General features: G+C 32.1%; 24 protein-coding genes and 2 tRNA genes. 5 read left to right on the forward strand and 21 right to left on the reverse strand.

Translation table 11 applies throughout. The annotated features are described in order from the left end of the window. Window positions 1-762: an ABC transporter ATP-binding protein gene (locus ACFELW_RS01735; protein WP_375330244.1), complete on the forward strand. Its 762-nt coding sequence runs from the start codon at window positions 1-3 to the stop codon at window positions 760-762. 144 nt (window positions 763-906) lie between these two features. On the opposite strand, the gene ACFELW_RS01740 is transcribed toward ACFELW_RS01735, so the two are convergent. Together ACFELW_RS01740 and ACFELW_RS01745 are read right to left on the reverse strand one after the other, a co-directional pair. Continuing rightward, the gene (locus tag ACFELW_RS01740) at window positions 907-2,646 is read right to left on the reverse strand and encodes a M24 family metallopeptidase (RefSeq protein WP_375330245.1); all 1,740 of its coding nucleotides are present in this window, start codon (window positions 2,644-2,646) and stop codon (window positions 907-909) included. 25 nt (window positions 2,647-2,671) lie between these two features. Beyond that, window positions 2,672-3,334: a helix-turn-helix domain-containing protein gene (locus ACFELW_RS01745; protein ID WP_375330246.1), complete on the reverse strand. Its 663-nt coding sequence runs from the start codon at window positions 3,332-3,334 to the stop codon at window positions 2,672-2,674. A 380-nt stretch (window positions 3,335-3,714) separates the two neighbouring features. Here ACFELW_RS01745 and ACFELW_RS01750 point away from each other — a divergent pair, with 380 nt between their 5' ends. Next, window positions 3,715-3,966, forward strand: coding sequence for a hypothetical protein (locus ACFELW_RS01750; protein ID WP_341759743.1), 252 nt, complete (start codon window positions 3,715-3,717; stop codon window positions 3,964-3,966). A 159-nt stretch (window positions 3,967-4,125) separates the two neighbouring features. On the opposite strand, the gene ACFELW_RS01755 is transcribed toward ACFELW_RS01750, so the two are convergent. Further along, a complete protein-coding gene (locus tag ACFELW_RS01755) occupies window positions 4,126-4,725 on the reverse strand; it encodes a hypothetical protein (protein ID WP_341759744.1) in 600 nt (199 codons plus the stop codon). 147 nt (window positions 4,726-4,872) lie between these two features. Beyond that, window positions 4,873-5,091 (reverse strand): PIN domain-containing protein, encoded by a 219-nt coding sequence (locus ACFELW_RS01760; protein ID WP_375330247.1) that lies wholly within the window; start codon window positions 5,089-5,091, stop codon window positions 4,873-4,875. 68 nt (window positions 5,092-5,159) lie between these two features. Between ACFELW_RS01760 and ACFELW_RS01765 the strand changes: the two genes are divergently transcribed. Then, window positions 5,160-5,923 (forward strand): IS5 family transposase gene (locus ACFELW_RS01765; RefSeq protein ID WP_375329714.1). Its coding sequence is split into 2 segments (ribosomal slippage): window positions 5,160-5,492 and window positions 5,495-5,923, totalling 762 coding nucleotides; the frame shifts between segments, so codons are not numbered across the junction. Here the strand turns inward: ACFELW_RS01765 and ACFELW_RS01770 are convergent. The 11 genes from ACFELW_RS01770 to tolB all read right to left on the reverse strand — a co-directional run bounded on the left by ACFELW_RS01770 (window position 5,890) and on the right by tolB (window position 12,151). Beyond that, window positions 5,890-6,138 (reverse strand): hypothetical protein, encoded by a 249-nt coding sequence (locus ACFELW_RS01770; protein WP_375330248.1) that lies wholly within the window; start codon window positions 6,136-6,138, stop codon window positions 5,890-5,892. The genes ACFELW_RS01765 and ACFELW_RS01770 overlap by 34 nt on opposite strands. Before the next feature lie 23 nt (window positions 6,139-6,161). Then, a complete protein-coding gene (locus ACFELW_RS01775) occupies window positions 6,162-6,401 on the reverse strand; it encodes a hypothetical protein (RefSeq protein ID WP_341759745.1) in 240 nt (79 codons plus the stop codon). Window positions 6,402-6,491: 90 nt separating this feature from the next. Continuing rightward, entirely contained in the window at window positions 6,492-7,253 is a 762-nt protein-coding gene (locus ACFELW_RS01780) for a 3'(2'),5'-bisphosphate nucleotidase CysQ (RefSeq protein WP_375330249.1), read from the reverse strand. Next, entirely contained in the window at window positions 7,250-8,110 is an 861-nt protein-coding gene (locus ACFELW_RS01785) for a DUF2608 domain-containing protein (RefSeq protein ID WP_375330250.1), read from the reverse strand. Before ACFELW_RS01785 ends, ACFELW_RS01780 begins: the two co-directional genes overlap by 4 nt. Next, complete coding sequence (locus ACFELW_RS01790; protein WP_375330251.1) at window positions 8,094-9,017, reverse strand: DUF2608 domain-containing protein; 924 nt, start codon at window positions 9,015-9,017, stop codon at window positions 8,094-8,096. Before ACFELW_RS01790 ends, ACFELW_RS01785 begins: the two co-directional genes overlap by 17 nt. 54 nt (window positions 9,018-9,071) lie before the next feature. Further along, entirely contained in the window at window positions 9,072-9,347 is a 276-nt protein-coding gene (locus ACFELW_RS01795) for a PIN domain-containing protein (RefSeq protein ID WP_341759748.1), read from the reverse strand. Then, a complete protein-coding gene (locus ACFELW_RS01800) occupies window positions 9,331-9,462 on the reverse strand; it encodes a hypothetical protein (protein WP_375330252.1) in 132 nt (43 codons plus the stop codon). The genes ACFELW_RS01795 and ACFELW_RS01800 overlap by 17 nt, the downstream gene beginning before the upstream one ends. Further along, a complete protein-coding gene (locus tag ACFELW_RS01805) occupies window positions 9,455-9,730 on the reverse strand; it encodes an AbrB/MazE/SpoVT family DNA-binding domain-containing protein (RefSeq protein ID WP_341759750.1) in 276 nt (91 codons plus the stop codon). The genes ACFELW_RS01800 and ACFELW_RS01805 overlap by 8 nt, the downstream gene beginning before the upstream one ends. Before the next feature lie 424 nt (window positions 9,731-10,154). Then, a complete protein-coding gene (locus ACFELW_RS01820; RefSeq protein ID WP_341759751.1) occupies window positions 10,155-10,694 on the reverse strand; it encodes a DUF1543 domain-containing protein in 540 nt (179 codons plus the stop codon). A 35-nt stretch (window positions 10,695-10,729) separates the two neighbouring features. After that, a tRNA-Thr gene (locus ACFELW_RS01825) sits at window positions 10,730-10,805 on the reverse strand. Window positions 10,806-10,825: 20 nt separating this feature from the next. Further along, window positions 10,826-12,151, reverse strand: a complete 1,326-nt coding sequence (tolB, locus tag ACFELW_RS01830; RefSeq protein ID WP_375330253.1) for a Tol-Pal system beta propeller repeat protein TolB — start codon at window positions 12,149-12,151, stop codon at window positions 10,826-10,828. 265 nt (window positions 12,152-12,416) lie between these two features. Between tolB and ACFELW_RS01835 the strand changes: the two genes are divergently transcribed. After that, a complete protein-coding gene (locus ACFELW_RS01835) occupies window positions 12,417-12,674 on the forward strand; it encodes a hypothetical protein (RefSeq protein WP_375330254.1) in 258 nt (85 codons plus the stop codon). Then, the gene (locus ACFELW_RS01840) at window positions 12,667-13,056 is read left to right on the forward strand and encodes a PIN domain-containing protein (protein ID WP_341759753.1); all 390 of its coding nucleotides are present in this window, start codon (window positions 12,667-12,669) and stop codon (window positions 13,054-13,056) included. The genes ACFELW_RS01835 and ACFELW_RS01840 overlap by 8 nt, the downstream gene beginning before the upstream one ends. A 145-nt stretch (window positions 13,057-13,201) precedes the next feature. Here the strand turns inward: ACFELW_RS01840 and cyoE are convergent, their stop codons facing one another. From cyoE to dapE, 6 genes are all read right to left on the reverse strand, one after another. Further along, window positions 13,202-14,128, reverse strand: a complete 927-nt coding sequence (gene cyoE / locus ACFELW_RS01845) for a heme o synthase (protein WP_375330255.1) — start codon at window positions 14,126-14,128, stop codon at window positions 13,202-13,204. An 11-nt stretch (window positions 14,129-14,139) separates the two neighbouring features. Further along, a complete protein-coding gene (parC, locus tag ACFELW_RS01850) occupies window positions 14,140-16,353 on the reverse strand; it encodes a DNA topoisomerase IV subunit A (RefSeq protein ID WP_375330256.1) in 2,214 nt (737 codons plus the stop codon). 188 nt (window positions 16,354-16,541) lie between these two features. Then, window positions 16,542-20,135 carry an autotransporter domain-containing protein gene (locus ACFELW_RS01855; protein WP_375330257.1) on the reverse strand — a complete coding sequence of 1,198 codons (3,594 nt, stop codon included), beginning with the start codon at window positions 20,133-20,135 and terminating at the stop codon, window positions 16,542-16,544. Window positions 20,136-20,776: 641 nt separating this feature from the next. Continuing rightward, window positions 20,777-22,108 carry a trigger factor gene (tig, locus tag ACFELW_RS01860; RefSeq protein WP_375330258.1) on the reverse strand — a complete coding sequence of 444 codons (1,332 nt, stop codon included), beginning with the start codon at window positions 22,106-22,108 and terminating at the stop codon, window positions 20,777-20,779. An 87-nt stretch (window positions 22,109-22,195) separates the two neighbouring features. Then, window positions 22,196-22,280, reverse strand: a tRNA-Leu gene (locus tag ACFELW_RS01865). A gap of 21 nt (window positions 22,281-22,301) precedes the next feature. Beyond that, on the reverse strand, window positions 22,302-23,456 hold the full coding sequence (gene dapE / locus ACFELW_RS01870; RefSeq protein ID WP_375330259.1) for a succinyl-diaminopimelate desuccinylase: 1,155 nt from the start codon (window positions 23,454-23,456) through the stop codon (window positions 22,302-22,304). Window positions 23,457-23,458 lie beyond the last annotated feature (2 nt).

Below are 23,458 nucleotides of genomic sequence, written 5' to 3' on the forward strand. Positions count from 1 at the left end.
ATGAATAACCAATCAAAAATAAAAATACGTTCATTATATAAATCTTTCGGTAGCCGAAAGGTACTTGATGGTATAGATTTGGACATAAAGCAGGATAGTTCGATAGTAATCCTTGGCGGTTCGGGAAGTGGTAAATCAGTACTAATTAAGACGATAGTTGGGTTAATACAGCCTGATAAAGGTAGTATAGTTGTTGATGGGGTAGAGACTGTCAATATCTCAAATAAAGATAGATTTAAAATGATGGAAACTATAGGCTTTCTATTCCAGGGTGGAGCTTTATTTGATTCTCTAACTGTTCAAGATAATATTACGTTTTTTGCTGAAAATTTGTATAAATTATCTCCCAAAAATAAACAAGAGTTAGCGGCATCTAAACTTAATTCGGTAGGTTTATCTAGTAAGATACTCAATCTTTATCCATCTGAACTTTCTGGGGGGATGCAGAAAAGAGTATCTTTAGCTAGGGCTATTTGTGGTAATCCTTTGATTCTTTTTCTTGACGAACCAACTACCGGTCTTGATCCTATCATGGCTAATGTTATTAATGAATTAATAATTAAAGTTCAAGAAGAGCTAAAAGCTACTACCATTACCATAACCCATGATATGAATAGTGCTTATATGATAGCTAAAGAGGTTGCTATGATTTATCAAGGGAAGATTTTATGGTTTGGAACAAAAGATGAGATAAAAAATAGTGATAATCCCTATTTGCAACAATTTGTTAATGGTTTAACTACTGGACCAATTGAGGTGTAAGCGTTCACGGAAAAAAGTTAAAGTACAAAATGTCATTGCGAGGAGCCGCTTTGCGGCGACGCGGCAATCCAAAAAATGACCAGGAATGGGATTGCTTCATCGGCTACGCCTTCTCGCAATGACGTTTGTGAATTTGATGTAATGTTAGTTGGAACTATATGGGAAGAATAATTGATTGCCTAACCATTTCTGTCCTCTAATTGACAATAGGGGATAAACTTGTTGTTTAATTTTTTGATAATATTGTTTTATATAACTTATTTCATCTTCATTTAGCATTTTATAATCTATTAACTCCTTTGCATAAGGAACCATGGTAAGAGTATCAAACTCTAAATAATTTACATCCTGTAAGCTATTTCTGATATACATCAAATTTTCTATTCTAATACCAAATTCGTTGATTTTATAGTAACCAGGCTCATTAGACACAATCATACCTGGTTGTAAAATCACGTTACTACGTAAATTAATATTTTGTGGTCCTTCATGGACATTTAAAAAGCTACCAACCCCATGACCTGTACCATGCGGGTAATCTTGTCCATCCCTCCACAAAAATTGTCGAGCTAATACATCTAAATGGCTTCCTGTAGTAATATTGACCGGAAACTTAATCATCGATAGAGCAATATGTCCCTTAAGAACTTGAGTATAACGTAATTTTTGCTCCTCGGTAGGGTCACCTATAGCAAAGGTTCTGGTTACATCAGTAGTACAGCCTTTATATTGTCCACCAGAATCAATTAATAATATACCTTTACCTAAGATTTTTTTTGCTTGATGGCTTGTTGCTCGGTAATGAATTATCGCACCATTTTCCTTAAAACCACATATAGTTGGGAAACTATTCGTAACATATTGATCTTGCTTAGATCTAAATTCGGTTAATATTTCTCCTAAATCATACTCAGTTTGATCTTGTAAATTTGGTAGCTCAAACAAATATGCCAAGAATTCACATAGTGCCACCGCGTCATTAATATGAAAATTAACTGCGTGTTTAATCTCAATATCATTCTTAATTGCTTTCGATAGTTGACAAGGGTCGTTAATTTTTTCTACTAGTTTATTATTGAGCAAATCCATAATGTAACTTGAGGCAAAATTTTCATCAACGAGAACCTTATTAGCATGACCCAATATACCGGCAAATCTTTCTTCCGATAAAATAGTTATGTCAGGGCGAGCAATCATAATTTCTTGATTAGCTCTATTCGGGTTAGTAAATAAATATAGTTGGTCTTGAGTGATTAGAACTATAGCGAGCATCAATGGTGAATATGGAGTGTCACTTGCTCTGAGATTTAATAGCCAGCATATTGAATCTGTTGAAGTAACAATCATCGTATCGGCGGAATATTTAGTTAGTAGATTGCGGCATATGGCAATTTTATTACTATATGATTGACCAGAAAATTTATCATCATGAATATATATTTTTGATGATGGCTGATCAGGTTTATCATACCAAATTTGGTCTATCAAATTATCAGATATCTTCTGTAAACGGGATCTTATTTTAGCAAATGTTTGTAACTTAACATTAGTAAAGAGTTTCGAATCATATCCCAATATACCATCATTACCTAAATAGTCATCCCAAGGAAAATGTGCTAAATCTTTAATATCAAAAATCTTAAAAGTTTCTTGATCTAGTTCATGTTTACTTTGTTCTAGATAACGACCATCTGTAAAAAATACCGCCTTACCTTTGCAGATCACCGCAATACCATTTGATCCGCTAAAGTTAGTTATATATTGCAGTCGCTTAGCACTTTGATGAACATACTCATTAAGATATTGATCGTTACATGGTACTATATAGCCATCTATTTTATACTTAGCAAATAGCCCTCTAATATTACGGATACGTTCTTGCATTAAACAACCTATTTATCCAAAAGAATTATCTGCTTCTTTCACTATGCGGTTTCTTAGTTACAGAGCTAACATTGCGGGGTGCAGCTTTTTCATCAGTCGGAACCTTAGATATATCATTTTTGATAGATTTGCCGATAAGTTGAGCAGCTTTTAGAACTTCAGGACTTAGGTTTTTTATGTTATCTAAAGGTTTTTCTATCTGCTGTTCTCTTGCGAGATTCGGAGTTCTACCAATCATCCCATCAATAGACACTTTAAAAAAATCGGCAAGAAGTACCAATGTAACACTAGATAGCATTTTTTGAGTATCATCTTCTTTTAAAAAAGGACGTAATGCATCTTCACTAAGACCAAGTTTTTTCCCTAACTCAGACTGAGTTAAATCATTTTTGACTAGCTCCTTATTGATAAAACTCCTTAAATTAGCACTTAATTCTTCAGGAGATAGTTTAGCATATTGTTGTTTTTCTCCAGAGTCAAATTCCTCTCTACCCAACAATTCATTGACAGAGCATTTAAAATAATCAGCTAGTTTGAGTATGTTTTTTATCTCAGGACGCCGATTATCTAGCATCTTCCTCATAGTAGTTTCAGGAACATCTGAAGTCTCAGCTAGTTGACCTACCTTTAGCCCTTCCTCCTTCATTTTTTTATTAAGGAAATCCTTTATATTTTCAAACCAACCCATTAAACATAATCTTTTATAAATTTATCCGTGAAAAACGGTTTTTTTTCTTGACAGAAAAAAAACCTTATAGTAAAGTTGTTTGTCTTACCAAATAAATTTAACAAATTCTTTCAGTAAGATAAACTTTAGGAATCGTAACCATTTTACATATAAATTCAACCACTTGTCAATATGTATAAGTTGAATATAAGAAAAATGTTATTAACCCTAAAAACCCAATCATAAAAGGAAATGCTTTATGAATATATACAATATTTATCTGATAATCAAATATATTATTGCTTATTTAGCAACTTTTTTATTAAAAATGCAACCTAAATTATTATTTTACTCAACAATTAATAGGAATATTTTTCCTATTATCATAATCAGGGGGTTTTGTGCAAAATGATCTTGAGGATAAAAAATTCAATATAAATGATAAAGATATAAAACAGCTATATAGCAAGATTATGACTATATCAGGTTACATAATTGCTATGAGGTCAGATTGTCTAAAAGAAGCTAAAAAGACTGAGGATGCTCTAAAAACTCTAATCAGACGTACATATGATATTAGAGGTGGACTTTGGATATGTTTGATTACTATATGGTTTTTAGTCATACTTTTTCTGCAAAAAACTTTTAGTTAATACCTACACAGTCAATTAGACTTCTTTTGAAACTTTACTTCTGCTGGTAATTTGTGCGTGATACCGGTACCATACTCCTCATGTACATTTTAGTACGCTGCGGTTCGAGGTGAAGTGTCTCCTACAAATCTTTGTGCATAAGCGAGTTTTGAAAGAAGTCTATTTTCTCTTTTTTCTTCTCTTTAATCCTTTTTTTGTCATGGGCTGAGAAGGTGGGGTTACTTGCGGGGCTAATTGTGGAATTAGCTTATAACCACAACAATTCATTTTTAGCATAAAATATAGCAATGTTGTTTGTACTAAATATAGTGATATGAAACGATAGAGCCAATCACTAGCTATAAAATACTGTATAATTGCATTAAACACACCACCAACATTAATGTAAATAATAATAAACCAGATATCGTCAGTAATTTTACCACTTCTAGAAATCTCAAAATTCTTAGTAGAATAATGTTTTAGAAAATTAATATGACTATAGCTAAAGCAACTAATAACTAATATCATAGCAAAAACTATACCTATAAAAAAATTTAAATTAATGAGTTCTTGTAAATCTCCTGTCTTGATATAATCATATAGTGCTTGTTCTGTCCAGCTGCTATTGGTTAATTTTTGGTTTATATATTCAAAAGATTTAAATCCTAATATGATTGACATTATACTGCAAGATAGCAATGTATAACTATATCTCATAGCAAATATCCATAATGGTATTTCCCTTTTAACCATGTTAGTAAATGCTAATCTACTCATAAATTACCTTTATTAAGCCCTTCTTCCATTAAATTAATAAATTCATCTAACTTTTTTCTATAAAAACTCTTCTCTTGAATTACAAGAATTAACATTAATACCTTGAAAAGGCTCTTCTATAATTTTTTTGGTCTAATATTAATTTCTTTAAGTGCCAACAGTCCAATCTAATAATTCTAATTCTTTAATACGTTGAAATTCTGATAAGTTATTAGTAACACAAATAATTTTATGCTCTAATGCGGTGGCGGCTATTAAAACATCATATGCTCCTATAGGCTTACCTTGCTGCTTTAGCAATGCTCTAATTGCAGCTGCTATTATTGCAGTACCATCATTAAATGGTAAGATACTAGGGCGTGTCATCAATTAAGTTGACATAAATATTAGGATGAGGCAAATTAGATATTGGTAAAAAAATAAGAAGGTGACCAATGCGCAGATATGCTTTAAGAGATGATCAATGGGAAAGGATAAAGGATATTTTACCTGGAAAAGAAGGAGACGTAGGAGCAAGTGCCAAAGATAATAGATTATTCGTAGAAGCTGTATTATATAGATATCGTGCTGGTATACCGTGGAGAGACTTACCAGAAAGATTTGGAGATTTTAGAGTAATTCATACAAGACATACACGTTGGAGCCAAAAAGATGTATGGAAGAAGGTTTTTGAACTACTTGCACAAGATGCAGATAATGAATATAGTATGATTGATTCAACGATTGTTAGAGCACATCAACATAGTGCCGGAGCTAAAAAAAAGTCATAGTAGATGACCAAGCAATAGGTCGTAGTAAAGGTGGTTTATCAACTAAAATTCATGCAACTGTTGATGCTTTAGGAAATCCGACAGCTTTTTATTTAACCCCTGGTCAGTCGCATGATTTACAAGGTTCTGATGCTTTAATGGAAACTTTGACAAAAGCGGATACCGTAATTGCAGATAAGGCTTATGATGCTAAGGCAAGAATGAGGAATAAGATAAAAGATAAGAATTGCACTCCTGTAATTCCATCCAAGAAGAATCGTAAATTTCCTGTAGAATATGATGTAGAGCTTTATAAGTATCGTCATTTAATTGAAAATTTCTTTGCAAAACTTAAACAATCTCGAGGCATTGCTACGCGTTATGATAAACTAGCTCAGAATTTTCTGGGAGCAATTTATTTGGCTTCTTCTGTAATATTACTTAATTGATGACACGCCCTAATAAGACTTACTAGGCTTTGCCATTTCTTATACAGCTTATTCATCTGCTGACTTTGTTTTATATTAAAACCATATTCTATCTCCAATAAAGTTACAACAGATATACTTAAGTCACTAGGACTAACCTGTTGCATTTGTTCTATAACATTAACCTGTCCTCTGAGAAAAAAGGATATTGTGCAAGTATCTAGAAGGTATTTCATAATTTATGTTGCCCTATATTTCATTAAAACTTGTGATCTTTTGGTTCTAACATACTTTGCCTTAATTCCTTTGTATCTGGGTATAAATCTCTTGTGTCTTTATCAAAACTAAAAATGCCTTCTGACCATTTTGTTTGTTTATGACTATTAATCCAGTCAGTTAATGCTTCATTTATTATGCTATTTCTACTTTTGCCTGATAATTGTCTTTGCTGCTCTAGCTCGTTATATAAATGATCGTTGATATAAATATTAAAATTCATATTAAACCTCCTATTTATTTAGTTATTTACGATATAACATATTATAACATGTTATATCATTAAGAAAAACATAAATATTTTTCTTTGTTATTACAATGAAGTAAGAATAGGGAAATATCGACTATACGCATAGAAATGAGGGTTCTGGAAATTCTTCTTTTGATAAACTAATTCATTGCCATCTAGATCAACAACATTTCCACCATTAGCTTTAATTAGTGCATGACCTGCTGCGATATCCCATTCCATAGTTGTCCCAAATTTGGGATAAATATCGGCTTTCCCTTCTGCTATTAGACATAATTTAATTGAGCTTGGTATGCTAACTATTTCGGTAATTAAATGTTTTTCTAAAAATTTCTTAATCTTTGAATTGGAGCAGCGTGAGCTAACAACAGCACTATAATGATTTCTAGGTAAGGCATCAAAACTTACTGCCACATCATTTTGTTCAACTCGCAAAATATTATTAACATCTGTATAATGTAATTTCTGTATGGATGGTTGATAGATAAAGCCAATAACAGGCATACCATTTTTTATCAAGGCAATATTTACTGTATATGTATCCTCACCTTTTACATAACTTTTTGTCCCATCAATCGGATCAATCAACCAAAAATGCTCTTTATTTAAAGCAACTGGCTCTCTCTCTTCACAAATTACAGGAATATTTGGTGTTAACTTTGTTAAACCATTATATATAAAATCACTAATTTCTTTATCAGCATTTGTTACAGGTGAATTATCATCTTTATAACAAACTATTAGCCCTAAATCTCTTGTCATTAGAGCAATTCTTCCAGCATCGGTAATTAAACTTTTTAACGATCTAATTAAATTAACTATCATTTGTTATTTTCTATAAATTGCTTAGCCTCATCATCTTCTAACCATTTTCCTGTTTTTAATAATATTTCTTGTTGAACTTTCACTATATTATCCTGTGGAATACCCTTTAATTCTGTAGCAGCTAAATATTCTATACCATAATAATTGAGATCAACTGTCTTTAGAAAATTATCTATATCATTTAATTCACTTTTTTTATTCTCAAAAATTATAATATTATTAGGCAAAATATTTGTGATACGCATGAACTCATATAGTGCCTGAGATTTATTTAAAAAATCAGTAAATATTATGCCTTTATAAAAAATCGGTGACCTTTTATCATTCTCATCAAATTTTAATATTTCTTTATTATTAACTTTATCAGTAAATTTAATACCAAGTCTACTTAGTTGCTCATACTGCCATTCCTCATAATTTTCAATCCTTCTACATGCTGGGTTAATTTTAGTAAAGCCAAAAACCAAAGCCCCAGAACTCTTTAGCTTATCAATAAATTTCGACCAATTAGCTTCTACCAACATAACTTGTCTTTGCAGTAGCAACTTAGCAATTACTTCATCTATATTGGAGCGATACTTTTTTAAAGCAGCAAGCTCCTGGGTAAACCCCCCATAAGGATTGGCATAACGAAACATATTAGACTTAGGCGTAACTATTGTATCATCAATATTGATTAGCACTAAGCTAGATCCATCAATTTTTTCAAATAAATTTTTTACTGTAACAGAATCTATGGAATAAGTGGGAATGATTATTGCATAACTCGTATATGGTAGCATAACAAGAATTAATAATAATTTTGACTTATGCAGGAGGTCTAACAATTTTAATAAAAAATTATTTTTTATTGTCATATGGATTTATGTTTTTCTGATTTTTAATTTTAACATTGCTTCTTTTTGTAGCATTTATCTTATTAATCAACTCACTAAATAATTTTACAAAATCACGAGAGTTAAATATTGATTCTTTTGTATCAGATAATCGATAATTATAACCAATAAACATCACGTTATCGTCATAATTTTTGAGTTGACTTTCCATCGAAATTAGCTCACTAGAATTTTCATCAACCATTATTAGAACTTTTGGCATGAACTTCACTTCTATTAAAAAGTTTAATATTAACCGAAATGAAGGACTATTATTGCTGCTCAATATACCTTGATAAAATGTCTGATAAGTATTATCAAAAGGCTCCATATTATTAAAAATAAGATAATTATGTTGAGGGAAACTATTAGATAAGTCAATATTGAATTTTTTTAAATAATCAGCCTTCCATATTTCTAGTTTCTTTATATTGTTAAAGTTACCAGTTAAACTACGGTCACTAACAATTACTGGACTGCCTTTATCCATTATACCTTTTATAAATTTAGGTAAATTACTATCTAATAACTCATTTTTATACTCTGTAAACAATATTGTATCAATATAAACTACCTTTGATGCTTTAACTGATTTAAATAATTCAGATAGTTTAGATAATTCATTTTTATTCAGTTGGTTAATTGGTGGAAAGAATGATTTGAATATAACTTTGTCTCTCCCTAAAACCAACAGGATATCCTCAGGAGGATAATTATTGCATAATTCTTGATATTCATTATTTATTTGCTCTAAACTATTAGTCTTAACAATCTTGCCATCTGCTATTAAGGGCAATAATAGTAGTATGCAAGCAATATATTTATTGCATAATTTGATACTTTTCAAAGCAAAATCGTATAGCTTTAATTTAGTTTCTCTAGTTAACATGGTATTTGCTCTTATTTTTAGTCATTGCAAAAGCAGAGTTTCAAAAGAGGTCTATTATCTTGCCATTATGAATTCAATATCAATATCCACTTTTTGCCATATCTTATCACAAGTAAGTATAGGATAATTTTTAAACATTGCTAAAGCAATACAACCCCTATCGCCTAAGGATAAACCATACTGTTTTGTTTTTTTAATTATTTTTGCTGTTATTAATGCCTGTTCTTCACAAAAATCTATAATTTTAATACCAGAAAGTTTGATCAGATTTCGACAATCGTCTTCTGTTAAATTTTGTACTTCAATACAATATTTATATAACTTCCGCAATATTTATACTTGAGATTATGGCATGTTTCAAATTCTGTCTTACAGATTCATACCCAGATTCTTTTGCAAATAGCATTATAAGAGCGGAAGAATCAAATACTATCTTATTAGCCATTTTTTATATTTCTCAATTCTTCTATCTGGTATTCTTCATGCTTTTTGTTTATAAAATCATCTACTACTGAATCTTTTTTATCAGTTTGATTTTTTATAAAAATTGCATGCATCTCATCTATTATTTTATTAGCACTAATTATTTTTACTTCATCTTTATAAATTTCTAGATTAACTTTATCACCAGGTTGTATATTAAGCACTCCTCTTATTTCTGACGGAATCAATACTCTACCATGTTGATCCATACTTGTTATTAGTTTTTCCACAATCTATACCTAAATGTTTATTTAAATAGTTTAACATTTAATATAATATGTCATTTAAATAAATTACACAATAAACTTATAAATTGCTGTCGATAACAAGGCATACCCTACAATTTTTATTCATCATCATAAAAAAATAGCAAAAAAACCGTAAACGTTCACTAGACCTCTTGTAAAACTCGCTTATGCTGAGGAATTTGAAGGAGACGCTTCACCTCGAACCGCAGCGTACTCTAGTGTACGTGAGGAGCAAAGTACCGCTATCACGTACAAATTATAGTCAATTCAGGAGAATTTGGGGCTAGGAGCGATGGAGCGACGCCTATAAGTAATAGGCGAGCGACGAGTGACGACGTCCCCAGCTTCTCATCAATTGACTATACCAGCAGAAGTAGAGTTTTGCAAAAGGTCTACGGAGATATGATTAATGGTTTTTTAGTTTCTGATAACCATTAACTATGCTACTTTCTTTTTTTATACCAGTATATTCAAGAGCAATATAATAATTGCTAACTTCAGAAATTCTTATACATTCATCTATATCATGGATATTATCGCTGTGTTGCATTTCTTCGTTCTTCGGGGCCTTCTCTCTTGCTTTTTCAATTGCTTCACTTCTTGATTGGGCAACTACCAAGGTCATAAAATGGTACTCTCCAAAGGAATTATTTTTATATGAACCAAGATTTACAAAAAACAGATAATTCTCACTAGCCGTAGGTTTTGTTTCGTGAATATGAATATTAAAACCATCAATACTATCCGCTATAAACCAAGAATCAATATGTAAAGATACAGGTGTACCAATCCATTTGTTTTTAATCTGTTGAGACATATCTATATTTGATTTCCCAATTACAAAAACCACATCATGTATTTCTATATTGCATCCTTCAATCTTACCACCAAGGTAAAAAATACCCAATTTAGGATAGTTAAACATAAAATCATGAAATTGTGGCATATAAAAAGTTCTCAACAAACAAATAAGATTATTCATGGTGCCGATAGAGGGAATCGAACCTCCGACCTACGCGTTACGAATGCGTCGCTCTGCCAACTGAGCTATACCGGCGAGATGTTTATAAACTTGCGTTAGTTTAACATTTTTGACCATTCTGGGTCAGAAGCATCTTGAGGGGTGATAATTTCTCTTTCATTATAACAGGTTAAATCAATGGAATATATACGATTTCTCCCAGCTACTTTGTTTCTAGGAGGCCAACCTTTAGCAAACATAATTATCCTACCATTGGTTGACCAGCAAGGACTTTCAACCAGATACCCACTAGTTATAATTCTTTCACTATTTTCCTCACCATTAGCAAGAGCTTTCATCACCCCAATGGTAAAACCCTCTCTAGAAATTTTAGTAAAAGCTATATAATCCCCTCTAGGCGACCAACTTGGTGCCGCATAAACTCCTCCACCAAAACTGATACGTTCAACATTTGAACCATCAGAATTCATAATATATAATTGCCTTGATCCACTTCGATCAGAATTAAAAACTATCTTAGTACCATCCGGTGAATAGCTAGGAGAAGTATTAATACCAATACCATTGGTCAATTGTTTAGTCACCATACTATTCAAATCAGTTTCAAAAATATGGGTAGCTCCATTTCTTGCTATTGACATTATAGCCTTGTCCCCCTGGGGTGAAAATCTTGGAGCAAAGGACATACCAGGGAAATTACCAACCAGTCTCTCTTTACCTGTTTTAAGATCACGAATATAAACATGTGGTTTTTGCTTTCGTGCATACGATAAATACATAATTTTATCTGCTTGCGGCGAAAATCTTGGAGTAAGAACTAGATTTTTACCATCTGACAGATATTTGTGATTAGCACCATCATGATCCATCATAGCTATTTTCTTTACTCGCTTTAGATAAGGTCCACTCTCTGACACATACACTATTCTCGTATCAAAATAACCTGAATCGCCAGTAATTTTCTCGTAAATTTTATCAGCTATTTTATGTGCCACCCTACGCCATAAATTTGCTGATACTTCAAAAACCTCACCTATAAGATCTTTTTCTAAACTTACATCCCATAATATAAAACTAACCTTTAGCTTACCAGAAGATAGTTTGATAACTTCACCATTAATTAGCAGATTAGCATTAATTTGTCGCCAAGCAGCAAAAAGAGGCTTATGTTTTATCCCTAGAGTTTGTTCTATAAAAGAAGCAGTAGAAATAGGACGAAACATACCAGAACTTTTTAGGTCATTAGATACTACACTAATTATATCAGCACCAATTACACTATTACCACTATTATCTGCATCAAATTTATTAATGGCTATCGGCATTGGATCAACATGTCCACGCTCTATAACTATAGTTTCTATTGCATAGCTATTAAAGTTAGCAACTACTAATAGTATAACAAATAAATACTTGATCACTAATCCCACCTAGATCATTTTTTAACAAATTATATCAATTTTTTTATTAGCTATATTTTATTAGCTACACTATAGCAGATAAATTGTAAAACACTAAGTATTAGAATGTAAAAAATAATAAATTTTGTAAAAATAATGAAGAGATGCTTATACCTTGTTATCAACAGCAAGAATACTAATATTTGACATTCATAAATGATCAAGATACAATCAAGATATGTGGCATAAAATGTTATATTATGTACAAATCGCTAGCATGGATATTATGGAAGTTATACGTACAAAATTAGGGGATGGTGGCAGAGTCATTATTCCATCAATCTTTCGTCACAATCTTAATCTAATGGCAGGAGATGACATTATATTACATATGAAGGATGAGACAATTTATATTACTACTCCTAATCAAGCTTTATCCAAACTACAAACAAAGGTGAGAAACCATATTAATGCCACTAATCAAAATGTTTCCCTTGTTGATGAGCTAATAGCCATGAGACGTTTAGAGGCAAAGCGTGAATAATAATATTATACTTGATGCTTCAGCATTACTCGCTCTCATCCAAGAAGAACAAGGGGCAGAGATAATAAAACCTTTATTAAAGTTTTCTGTCATGTCGACTGTCAATATTGTCGAATCTTTAACAGCATTACAGCGTTTCGGTATTTCACCACAAAAATCACTAACTTTGATTAGCGATATTATTACTCTAATTGTTCCATTTGATCTTGAACAAGCTGGGTATGTAGCCGAACTACAATCACATGTTCAGCACAAAGGTTTATCTTTAGGCGATCGTGCTTGTATTGCTTTAGGTATCAAATTACAAATACCCATATACACTGCTGATAGGGTTTGGACTCAACTACAATTAAATAATGCAGATATTAAATTAATTCGCTGAATTCCTACAAAAATATATCCAGACAAGTTGTAACTGGACATTAAATTAACTTATCTTCTATTCTTTCTAACTGCCAAAAGAATATTTAGTTATTGGAGTATAAAACACCACTTAATTAATTATCTCCGACAATCAATTAGTCAGATTAGCTATAATTTCGAAAGAAATCCAATGTTAAAAAAATACTGAAAAGATAAAATATTGAATAGGCAAATAATTTCTTAGCCTGTTTATTATCTTTATCACGAAACAAAGAAACAGCATAATATAGAAAAATTAGACCTAATATAAATGCCGTAAGCAAATATAAATGATTACTTATTCCTAAGCAAAATGGCATAAATGTAGTAATAAACATAATTATACTATAGGCAAGAATTTGCTTCTTAGTATAATAATCTCCCTTTACTACCGGCATCATCGGAACATCACAATTTTTGTAGTCTTCTGAACGAAAAATTGCCAATGCCCAAGAATGCGGTGGTGTCCAAGTTAAAATAATCATAAATAAAGAAAAAGAGCCAAGAGAAATCTCATTAGTCACCGTTGCCCAACCAATCATAGGCGGTAATGCACCTGCCACCCCACCAATAACTATATTTTGCATGGTTGAACGTTTTAGCCACATAGTATAAATGAAAACATAATATAATATGGTTATTAATAACAATAAAGCCGATAGCAGATTAACACAAAGACCCATCAGAAAAACTGAGAAGAAGGCAACAACCACACCAAAAGCTAAAGCGTCCCGTGGTTCTATAACCCCGGTGACTAGAGGTCTATTTTGCGTACGTTTCATTATGGCATCAATATCTCTATCATACCACATATTAATAGCTGCACTACTACCAGCTCCAAGCGTAATACAAAGCATAGCAATGCCCGCTATAAATGGATGAATTACGCCTGAAGCAAGCCATAGACCAGAAAAGCTGGTAAATACCACAAGTGCCATCACTCTAGGTTTCATCAGCATAATATAGTCCATAACAGAGCTATTAGACCTTTTTTGACTAGTATTAATCTCTAGTTTTGCAAGAGGTCTAATATAATTAGAGGAATTATTCATATATCTTTATCTCAAGAAAATTTATTATTTCTAGGAAATCCACTAGGAGGGATTTTGCCAACAGAGCCTCGTCGTCCACGAAATGGTAAAAGATCTTTCTCTACCCTAGTCTTTTCTCCTATTTTCCAGCTTAATCCTAAACTACTATCAAATATCTTAACATCCATCAGTTTGGCATCTTTAAATTTTTGCAGAGTTACGCCTTGTCCTCGTTTCATTATTGGTACTTCATTGAGATTAAATACTAATAATTTCCGGTTTTCACCTATACAAGCAAGACAATCGCCATCTACTGGTAAGCAAGTAATACAATAATGATTTTCAGGAACTTGCATAATTTGCTTACCAAGTTTAGTTTGGGCTACTACTTCATCTGAATCAATAATAAATCCTTTGCCAATACTACTGGCTAGTAAAAGCTTTTGGGTTGGTTGATAGACACACATGCTTACTATTTCTTCATTACCAATATCTATAATCAGCTTTATCGATTCTCCATTGCCTTTCCCTCTAAATATATTATCGCCTAGAATAGTGAAAAAACGCCCCGATGCACTAAATATAAGGATTTTGTCAGTAGTATAAGCCTCAAGAATAAAGTTTTCTGCATCGCCTTCTTTGTATTTTACAGTTGATAAATCATTATTATGACCTTTCAAAGAACGAATCCACCCCATTTTGGAACATATTATGGTGATAGGTTCTTTGGTTATGAAAGCTGAAATATCAACAATCTGAGCAACAATACTAGCCTCTTCAAAACTAGTTCGACGCATGCCTAATTTAGTAGTAAAACCAAACTTTGTTTGCACCATTTTTACTTCTTTCTTAACTATTTTCTTTAATTCATTCGGATCCTGTAAAATTTTCTGCAGATTTGCATGTTCTTTTTCTAGCGAAGTATGTTCGTTAATAATTTCTTGTTCTTCCAATTTTCTTAAAGACCTCAACCTTGTATTGAGAATTGCTTCAACTTGCAGATCAGTTAAACTAAATTTAGCGATCATTATTTGTTTAGGTTCATCTTCTTCACGAATAATTTTGATTATTTCATCCAAGTTTAGGTAAGCTATTCTTAAACCTTTAAGAATTTCCAATCTATGTTCAATTTTGCCAATAAGAAATTTGGATCTACGAGTAATAATATTTTGTCGGTGTAATAAAAATTCCTGCAATATTTCCAGTATATTAGCTACTTTAGGAATATTATTTGAACCTATAACATTCATATTAAGCTGGATTCTATTTTCTAGAACAGTTAATTTGAATAATGACTCCATAATTACATTAGGGTCACAATTACGATCTCTAGGTTCAATAATTAACCTTATATCTTCTGTCGATTCGTCTCTGATATTACCGATCAAAGGAATTTTTTTATCTTTTAACAAGCCAGCTACTTGTTCGATAAGTTTAGATTTTTGTACTTGATAAGGTATTTCAGTAATTACTATCTGATATAAACCATAACTTAAATCCTCTTTGACCCATCTTGCCCTTACTCTAAAACTACCACGTCCTATACTATAGGCTTGATGGATTGAATCAATTCTATCCACAATTATGCCACCTGTTGGAAAGTCAGGACCTTTGACAAATTGCAAAATATCGTTGACCTTTGATTCAGGATGGTCAATTAAATATATTAGTGCATCACATAATTCATGTAAATTATGTGGGGGGATACTGGTTGCCATACCAACTGCTATACCTTCTGAGCCATTAGCCAATAAATTAGGAAACATAGCAGGCATAATTACTGGCTCAGTATCTGAATCATCATAGGTAGCACGAAAATCGACGGTATCTTGATCTATATCTGACATTAATAAAGTACAGATTTCTGTCATTCTTGATTCCGTATAACGCATAGCTGCTGCATTATCGCCATCAATAGAACCAAAATTTCCCTGCCCATCAATTAATGGATATCTGAGAGAAAAACTTTGGGCAAGACGTACCAATGTATCATAGACTGCACCATCACCATGTGGATGGTATTTACCGATTACATCACCGACAACTCTTGCACATTTCTTATATCCTGAGGCTGGTTCTAACCTTAATTGCAGCATAGCATATAATAATCTACGATGGACTGGTTTCAACCCATCACGAACGTCAGGCAAGGATCTTGACATAATTGTTGATAGAGCATAAGAGAGATAACGCTCTGATAATGCATTACCAAAATCTATATGTTCTATTTTAGCATCATTGGTCATAAAAAACTTTTTCTTATATTTATTTCCGATAGTATAATACCCTAAATATATACTCACACTAATACAAAAATAGTATTAAATAGTAAAAATTATACTTTTTATTTTAATGGTTCTATATTTTACTAATTTTTACATTAAAGTGACCTTAATTTTCTTTGCAAATCCATAATTTAATATCTAGATATTAATTAAAATTTAATTAGTCCATTAAAATAGAAAGAGTGGGTAATAAGGTCTTTTTTAAAACTATAATCATAACCAGCACCTAGTTTAAATGGTAAGACAGATTGTACGTTTACATAACCTCCTAAAGTATATTTCACATTCTTTGCAGATGATCCTACAGGTTTTATGATGGGAACTACTATTGGGGCTTGATGTGATGTGTTAGTAAAAGTAATTATGCCTGTGGGATTATTTAGTAAAAGAGTATTGTCTAATTTGACGTGAATTTCCGGAATAATTGAAATATTTTCTACCAAAATATTTTTACTTAAACTTATTCCAGTTTCAAGTAATATTCTTTTGCCTTTCTTAGTTGGTACATTAATGTTAAACTCTTTCCTATATTCTGTAAAATTGTTTATTAAAAAATGATCAAATGTTATTCCTACTATTGGTTTGAACAGAAATTTATCTAAATCCATTTTATAGTAAGTTTCAAGTTTTGCACGTGTTACATAACCGTTAGTCTTGCTATTAATTGCAATATTATTCCGTTCTCCTTTGTTTTTAATAAAGGCTTTACCATATTTTAGATAAGAATTCAGATATATATTTGGTGATAATGTATGTTGGGTATAAATTGCTGCTACATGTAAAATAGTATTTTGCTTATCATTAAATATGGTTTGCAATCTAGTATACGAATTTGCAAGAGCATATGCGATTCCTATAATAAAACTATCCAGGGGGCGTGCATCAAAACCTAAAATAAAACCTTGCTGATTATTTTTAAAGGCTAAAATATTTCCTTGTTGCTGTTGTTTGGTAATAGAGCTGATAAATTGAATCCATCCTCCTTTTTTAATATAATCATTATCTCCTGACGCTACCACATTTACCGTAGAATTATCTGTTAATGTATGGTTAGTTAAAGCATTAGAAATCGTATCCAAATAGTCAAATTCTATATATGTAGTATATTTCGATATATCTTGCTCAACATCAGGGTTAATAGGTGAAATATAACTATTTTCTTCAGCTAATGTTTGAGAAGATGGAATTGCTACTGAATTTGGTTGTTCAGATTCTAAATTGGTTTGTTCGGATTCTAAATTGGTTTGCTCAGTGCTTGAATCTGGTTGTTCGGATTCTAAATTGGTTTGCTCAGTGCTTGAATCTGGTTGTTCGGATTCTAAATTGGTTTGTTCAGTGCTTGAATCTGGTTGTTCAGATTCTAAATTGATTTGCTCGGTTTCTGAATTGGCTTGTTTAGCTACTAAAGTTGGTTGTTCGTCTGCTTGGTCTGGTTGTTTAACTACTGAAGACGGAGGGTCATCTACTGGAGCAGTAGGTTCAGCTGCTATTGGCTCCTCTTCTGCAAACAATGTTGCTAACCCTAGGTTGTCTCCAAATATTTCATATGGATCAACATCTGCATTATCGTCTACAGATACTGCAGCTTGTTGAATTACTTCATGCACAGGTTTCTCAGCTGCTACATCTGTTTGTATAGCTACTGATGTTTGTTGTTCATCTACTATATCTGTTTGTGTAGCTACTGTTTTTGTATCTATGGTATTTGTGTGTTCAGATACTAGGGTAGGATGGGCATCTACTGTAACCGTCTTTGTTACTGGAGGCATATCTGTTGTTGTAGCAATTTCCATTACTGAAACTTCCTCGATTATTGGAGCCATATATATTACTGGATATGCCATTACTGTAGCCTTTTCTGTTACAGGAGAGGTTACTGTTACTGTAGCTGTAGCCGTCTTTGTTGCTGGAGAGGTTACTGTTACTGTAGCCGTCTTTGTTACTGGAGGTGCATCTGTTATTGTAGCAATCTCTATTACTGGAACTTTCTCAGTTATTGGAGCCATATGTATTACTGGAGTTGGCATTACTGTAGCCTTTTGTGTTATTGGAGAGGTTACTGTTACTGTAGCTGTAGCCGTCTTTGCTGCTGGAGGCATATCTGTTGTTGTAGCAATTTCCATTACTGGAACTTCCTCGATTATTGGAGCCATATGTATTACTGGAGTTGGCATTACTGTAGCCTTTTGTGTTATTGGAGAGGTTACTGTTACTGTAGCTGTAGCCGTCTTTGCTGCTGGAGGCATATCTGTTGTTGTAGCAATTTCCATTACTGAAACTTCCTCGATTATTGGAGCTATATGTATTACTGGAGTTGGCATTACTGTAGCCTTTTGTGTTACTGGAGAGGTTACTGTTACTGTAGCCGTAGCTGTCTTTGTTGCTGGGGGCATATCTGTAGCTCTCTCCATTACTGGAGATGGTTCTGTTATTAGAACAATAGCTGCATGCCCAATAATACCCTTTTTAGTGGTCTCCAACTCATCTCTCAATGATAACGAATTTCTTGTTGTAGGAGGTATATCATCTGATGACTCATCTTCAGAATCTACCCTTTTTCTTTTTCTAGATATTTGTTGTGGAGCAGTTTCATTAGATTCTGTGATTGTAGGTGATGGAGTATCTCTTGCTAAATTATCCAAAGAAAAATACCCTTCATCTTCCCACAGTAGGCGTTGTTCTCTGGCACGTTTTATACTATCAACGATTTGTTTATAGTTATCTTGTCCATCATTCTCTTCCGATATCTGAGATTCATCGGATATATTCCTTTTGGGCTGAACTATAGTTGTATTGGTTAGTAATTCAATATTATCATCTAGAGCATGTAACTTAGATTCAAGGGTAAGTCTTGTTTCTTTTAATTCAGCAATCTCAGTTTTTTTCTTATGGATAGAACCTAACAGTTGGTCGTATGTATTGATTTGTTCTTCGAGTAGTGGTTTTTGATCTTCTATATCACGTATATTTTGTCCTAAGTATGTCAACTGTTCGTTTACTTTTTGAAGTTTATCAGAAAAACTTTCTTCTGCTTCTACAACTCTATCAAAAAACTCCTCTTGTATTTCTTGAAGTTTAACAGAAAATTTTTGTTCTGTTTCTTGACTATTATAGTCTTCTTTAGGATTAAGTAATGCTAGATAATCTTTTTCTAGTAAATCAAGCATTTCCGTTAATTTATTTCCATCTTCAGATGGTTTTATTATTATGTTTTCTGGGTCTACTTTTTTTAATTTCTCATGAGTGTCATTAACAATAAACCATATTTGTTCCATGTTCTCTTTAAATTCAGCAAAAGAAATTTGTTCTGTTTCTTTACTATATAATGGCAAATTTTTGATCTCTTGTTGCTGTAAAATTGAGAGCATTTCTTCACTCTTTTGTTTCTCTAAATTATGTTCTCTTTTACGATCAAGTAATTTTAAATACTCTTCTTCTAGTGCATTAAGTTCTTCTTGTAATTCATTTCCATTTATTTGTAACTGTTCTTGTTCTAATTCTTTTAATTCATCACTGACTTTATCAATAGCATTCCATGTTGCCTCTATTTCATTTTCAAGGTGATGTCTATGAGTAAATGGACGTGGGTGAGAGAATTGTCCTATTTCTTCATTAAATCCTACTGCCAAGACATCAGATACGTCAAATTTTTGCAATAAGAAAAATAAAAAAACAAAAACTAGATACTTTTTTACTAAATGTCTATTCACAAAACTATTTTGTGGCATGCTAAATACAACCATTCTATTACCTATTAGTTAATTTATTTGTTAAAAATTAACTAATATTAATATAATTGTCATAGCTAAATAAAGCAAAAAGTGCATTTATAGTTTTATTCTTAGGAAATTAGGCTGTTGTATGTTGTAAAAAATCATAATTATAGATTAAAATCATATCATTAATAGAAATACGATTAATAAAACTAAGAATTACGAGAAGCAAGGAAAGTAAGGAAAAACACTAAATAATATAACCGCAGTTTGACATAAAGACGATAAGAAAGTATTTGAAAATAAACTGTGAAGGACGTAATATTCTCTAAATGATAAAGTAAAATTGGAGAATGTATCTATGTCTTACCTCACTGAGATTTTATACATAATTGATGATTTTGCAAGCCATTTGAAGGAGACGCTTCACCTTGAACCACAGAGTAATCTAATGTACGTGAAGATTCGAGGATAGTACCCTACATTTTTTACTATTTTCTTATGATGAATAAAAAATCTGGTCACCAAGCGTCATTGAGAGGAGATCGTAAGGTCGACGAAGCAATCCAAAAAATGACCAGGAATGGATTGCTTCGCCTGCTACGCCTTCTCGCAATGACGTTTTTATGCTGTTTAATACTTATAAAATAAAAATTGTAGGGTGCTATGAGCTATACTACCCGATCTTCTTCTTGTGTTAAAAATTCCTCCAGCTTTTCTCTTGTGTAATCTTTTTCTTCTAAGATTACTTCATTGTCAAAAATATGTTGTACTGTTTTTTCTTCTAATAATGGACCTTTTAAGTGCTCAATAGATCGAGGATTTTCTTGATAGAACTTTAATATTGCTTTTTCTTGATCCGGAAATCTCCTTGCTTGAGCTATAATAGCATTTTTAATATCATCCTGTTCAATACGTAAATTCTTAACTTGCATATATTCTGATAACATCAAACCTACTCTAACACGACGTAAGGCTAGCTTATTATAGTACTCATTAATTTCTGCTTCTGATTTATCTTTAAATATTGAATCTGAGTCGTTACTTTTCTCCGTTTGAGATTTTAAAGTATTTACTTCCTGGGCTATTAAAGATTTGGGAACATTAAACGTTAATATCTCTTCTAATTGATCAAATAATCTCATCTTCATTAAAGTATGTATATGCTCCCTATATTCATCTGCTATACTTTTAGAAATATTAGTACGCAATTCTTCAACTGTCTTACAATTAAATTTCTTAGCAAACTCATCATCAACGACTATTTCATCAGCAGAATGTACCGCCTTTACCTGAACAATAAATTTAGCAGGCTGACCTGCAATTTGTTCCATATGATATTCTTTTGGGAATGTAACATTAACCTCTACCTCATCTCCAGCTTTACTACCAATAAGCTGATCTTCAAACCCATCAATAAAAGCTCCACTACCAATTACTAATTTGTAATCTGTAACTTTACCACCTTCAAAAGGCTCATTATTGACATAACCAATCGCATCAATAGTAACTTCCTGCCATTTTTCTACTTTCCCTTTATTTTCTTTAGTATAATTTTTTGACATAGACGCAAGTTTATCTATTTGCTTATTAATGTCCTCTTCCTCAATTACTAATTTTGGATAAGTGATTTTTATTTTTTTGAAATCTGGTAATTCAATGTTAGGTAGTAGCTCAAATTTTAGAGTAAATTCTAGATCTTCATTATCTTTATCACATAAATCTCCTAATTGAGGATTACCTACTGTTTTTAGTTTATGATCTTTTATAATATGCTGTACTGCGTGATTAATTTCATGGCTTACCACATCAGACCTAACAGATTGCTTATATTTTTGATTAACAATGTTGATTGGCACTTTCCCAGCACGGAATCCATTGAGTTTAACTTTTTTTGATAAATTATCTAATTCTTTTTGCACTTGATTGGCAATTTTAGAAGAAGGAAGAACTACTTTCACTTCAAAATTTAGATCTTCATTTTTAAGTTCTGTGACTTGCATACTAAAAAACTCATTAGCAATATTAAAATATCATGCAAAAACTTGAAGGGCTGCAAAATCACTCCAATTTTTGCGTTATTAATTTAGTGGTGCGGATGGAGGGACTTGAACCCCCACGCCTTGCGGCGCTAGAACCTAAATCTAGTACGTCTGCCAATTCCGTCACACCCGCATAGTGTATCTTGACTATTTATCAACTAGTCTCAGCTAAAAATTTTGTCAGACAGTCATAATACACATGATACAAGTTTTGTAAATCGCTAACTTTTGTATATTCATTAATTTTATGAGCTGTCTCAGACAATAAGCCAAATTCCACAACAGGACAATAATCTTTAATAAACCTCGCATCAGAAGTGCCACCACTAGTAGATAATTTTGTAGATATTTGAGTTGTATCAGATACTACTTGAACAAAATCAGCAATTAACCCTGTTGGTTCTTGGATAAAACAATCAGCTGAAGATACACTACTTAATTCATATTTAAATTGGTATTTAGCACAATATTTGTTAATTATCTGATCTATCAAATCTGTTATGCTAGATAATGAATGAAGATCATTAAAGCGAACATTAAACTTTGCTGTAATTTTCCTAGGGATTACATTAGTGGTATCATTACCTACATCAATAGATGTAATTTCTAAATTTGACTGTTGAAAAAATTTACTCCCTTCATCTAATCGATAATTAACCAATTCATTAAGTATTTGAACTAAAGGATGAATCGGATTATTGGCTTGCAATGGATATGCTACATGCCCAGCTGTACCATATAGAGCTAAGTTAAAGTTAATACTTCCACGTCGACCAATTTTTACGGTATCCCCTACTTGCTGTTCATTTGTTGGTTCGCCTACAATAGCAAGATCGATCAAATTATTATCATGTTGATGCAAATATTTTAGCATTTCTACAGTGCCATATTTGCCACTTCCTTCCTCATCGCTAGTAATTAAAAAACTAATTGAACCATTAGGAACTTTAACACATTCAATGAACTGCAAGCTAGCAGCCAGAAAACATGCTATCGCTCCCTTCATATCGACAGTTCCCCTACCATAAATCTTCTCACCCACTTTACTTGCTATAAAAGGATCATTAAGCCATAATGCTCTATCACCTGCTGGCACAACATCAACATGTCCAGCAAAACAAATATTAGGACGGGCAGTACCATAAACAGCATAAAGGTTGGTTACTTTATAATTATCTTCACCAAATATTTTGGTTTCAGTCTTAAAACCATTTTTTTCTAATAAATTACTAATATATTCAATACAACCGCTACTATTAGGCGTTACTGATTGAAAACTAATCAATTTTTCAAGAAGTTGTATATACATAT

It is taken from the genome of Candidatus Tisiphia endosymbiont of Nemotelus uliginosus, assembly GCF_964264755.1.
Classification (GTDB): domain Bacteria; phylum Pseudomonadota; class Alphaproteobacteria; order Rickettsiales; family Rickettsiaceae; genus Tisiphia.

What these genes read in the sequence shown, in the direction of transcription:
- ACFELW_RS01735 (WP_375330244.1), top strand. Translation starts at nt 1, where the DNA reads ATGAATAACCAATCAAAAATAAAAATACGTTCATTATATAAATCTTTC.
- ACFELW_RS01740 (WP_375330245.1), bottom strand. Translation starts at nt 2,646, where the DNA reads ATGCAAGAACGTATCCGTAATATTAGAGGGCTATTTGCTAAGTATAAA.
- ACFELW_RS01745 (WP_375330246.1), bottom strand. Translation starts at nt 3,334, where the DNA reads ATGGGTTGGTTTGAAAATATAAAGGATTTCCTTAATAAAAAAATGAAG.
- ACFELW_RS01755 (WP_341759744.1), bottom strand. Translation starts at nt 4,725, where the DNA reads ATGAGTAGATTAGCATTTACTAACATGGTTAAAAGGGAAATACCATTA.
- ACFELW_RS01760 (WP_375330247.1), bottom strand. Translation starts at nt 5,091, where the DNA reads ATGACACGCCCTAGTATCTTACCATTTAATGATGGTACTGCAATAATA.
- ACFELW_RS01770 (WP_375330248.1), bottom strand. Translation starts at nt 6,138, where the DNA reads ATGAAATACCTTCTAGATACTTGCACAATATCCTTTTTTCTCAGAGGA.
- ACFELW_RS01775 (WP_341759745.1), bottom strand. Translation starts at nt 6,401, where the DNA reads ATGAATTTTAATATTTATATCAACGATCATTTATATAACGAGCTAGAG.
- ACFELW_RS01780 (WP_375330249.1), bottom strand. Translation starts at nt 7,253, where the DNA reads ATGATAGTTAATTTAATTAGATCGTTAAAAAGTTTAATTACCGATGCT.
- ACFELW_RS01785 (WP_375330250.1), bottom strand. Translation starts at nt 8,110, where the DNA reads ATGACAATAAAAAATAATTTTTTATTAAAATTGTTAGACCTCCTGCAT.
- ACFELW_RS01790 (WP_375330251.1), bottom strand. Translation starts at nt 9,017, where the DNA reads ATGTTAACTAGAGAAACTAAATTAAAGCTATACGATTTTGCTTTGAAA.
- ACFELW_RS01800 (WP_375330252.1), bottom strand. Translation starts at nt 9,462, where the DNA reads ATGGCTAATAAGATAGTATTTGATTCTTCCGCTCTTATAATGCTATTT.
- ACFELW_RS01820 (WP_341759751.1), bottom strand. Translation starts at nt 10,694, where the DNA reads ATGCCACAATTTCATGATTTTATGTTTAACTATCCTAAATTGGGTATT.
- ACFELW_RS01835 (WP_375330254.1), top strand. Translation starts at nt 12,417, where the DNA reads ATGGAAGTTATACGTACAAAATTAGGGGATGGTGGCAGAGTCATTATT.
- cyoE (WP_375330255.1), bottom strand. Translation starts at nt 14,128, where the DNA reads ATGAATAATTCCTCTAATTATATTAGACCTCTTGCAAAACTAGAGATT.
- parC (WP_375330256.1), bottom strand. Translation starts at nt 16,353, where the DNA reads ATGACCAATGATGCTAAAATAGAACATATAGATTTTGGTAATGCATTA.
- ACFELW_RS01855 (WP_375330257.1), bottom strand. Translation starts at nt 20,135, where the DNA reads ATGGTTGTATTTAGCATGCCACAAAATAGTTTTGTGAATAGACATTTA.
- tig (WP_375330258.1), bottom strand. Translation starts at nt 22,108, where the DNA reads ATGCAAGTCACAGAACTTAAAAATGAAGATCTAAATTTTGAAGTGAAA.
- dapE (WP_375330259.1), bottom strand. Translation starts at nt 23,456, where the DNA reads ATGTATATACAACTTCTTGAAAAATTGATTAGTTTTCAATCAGTAACG.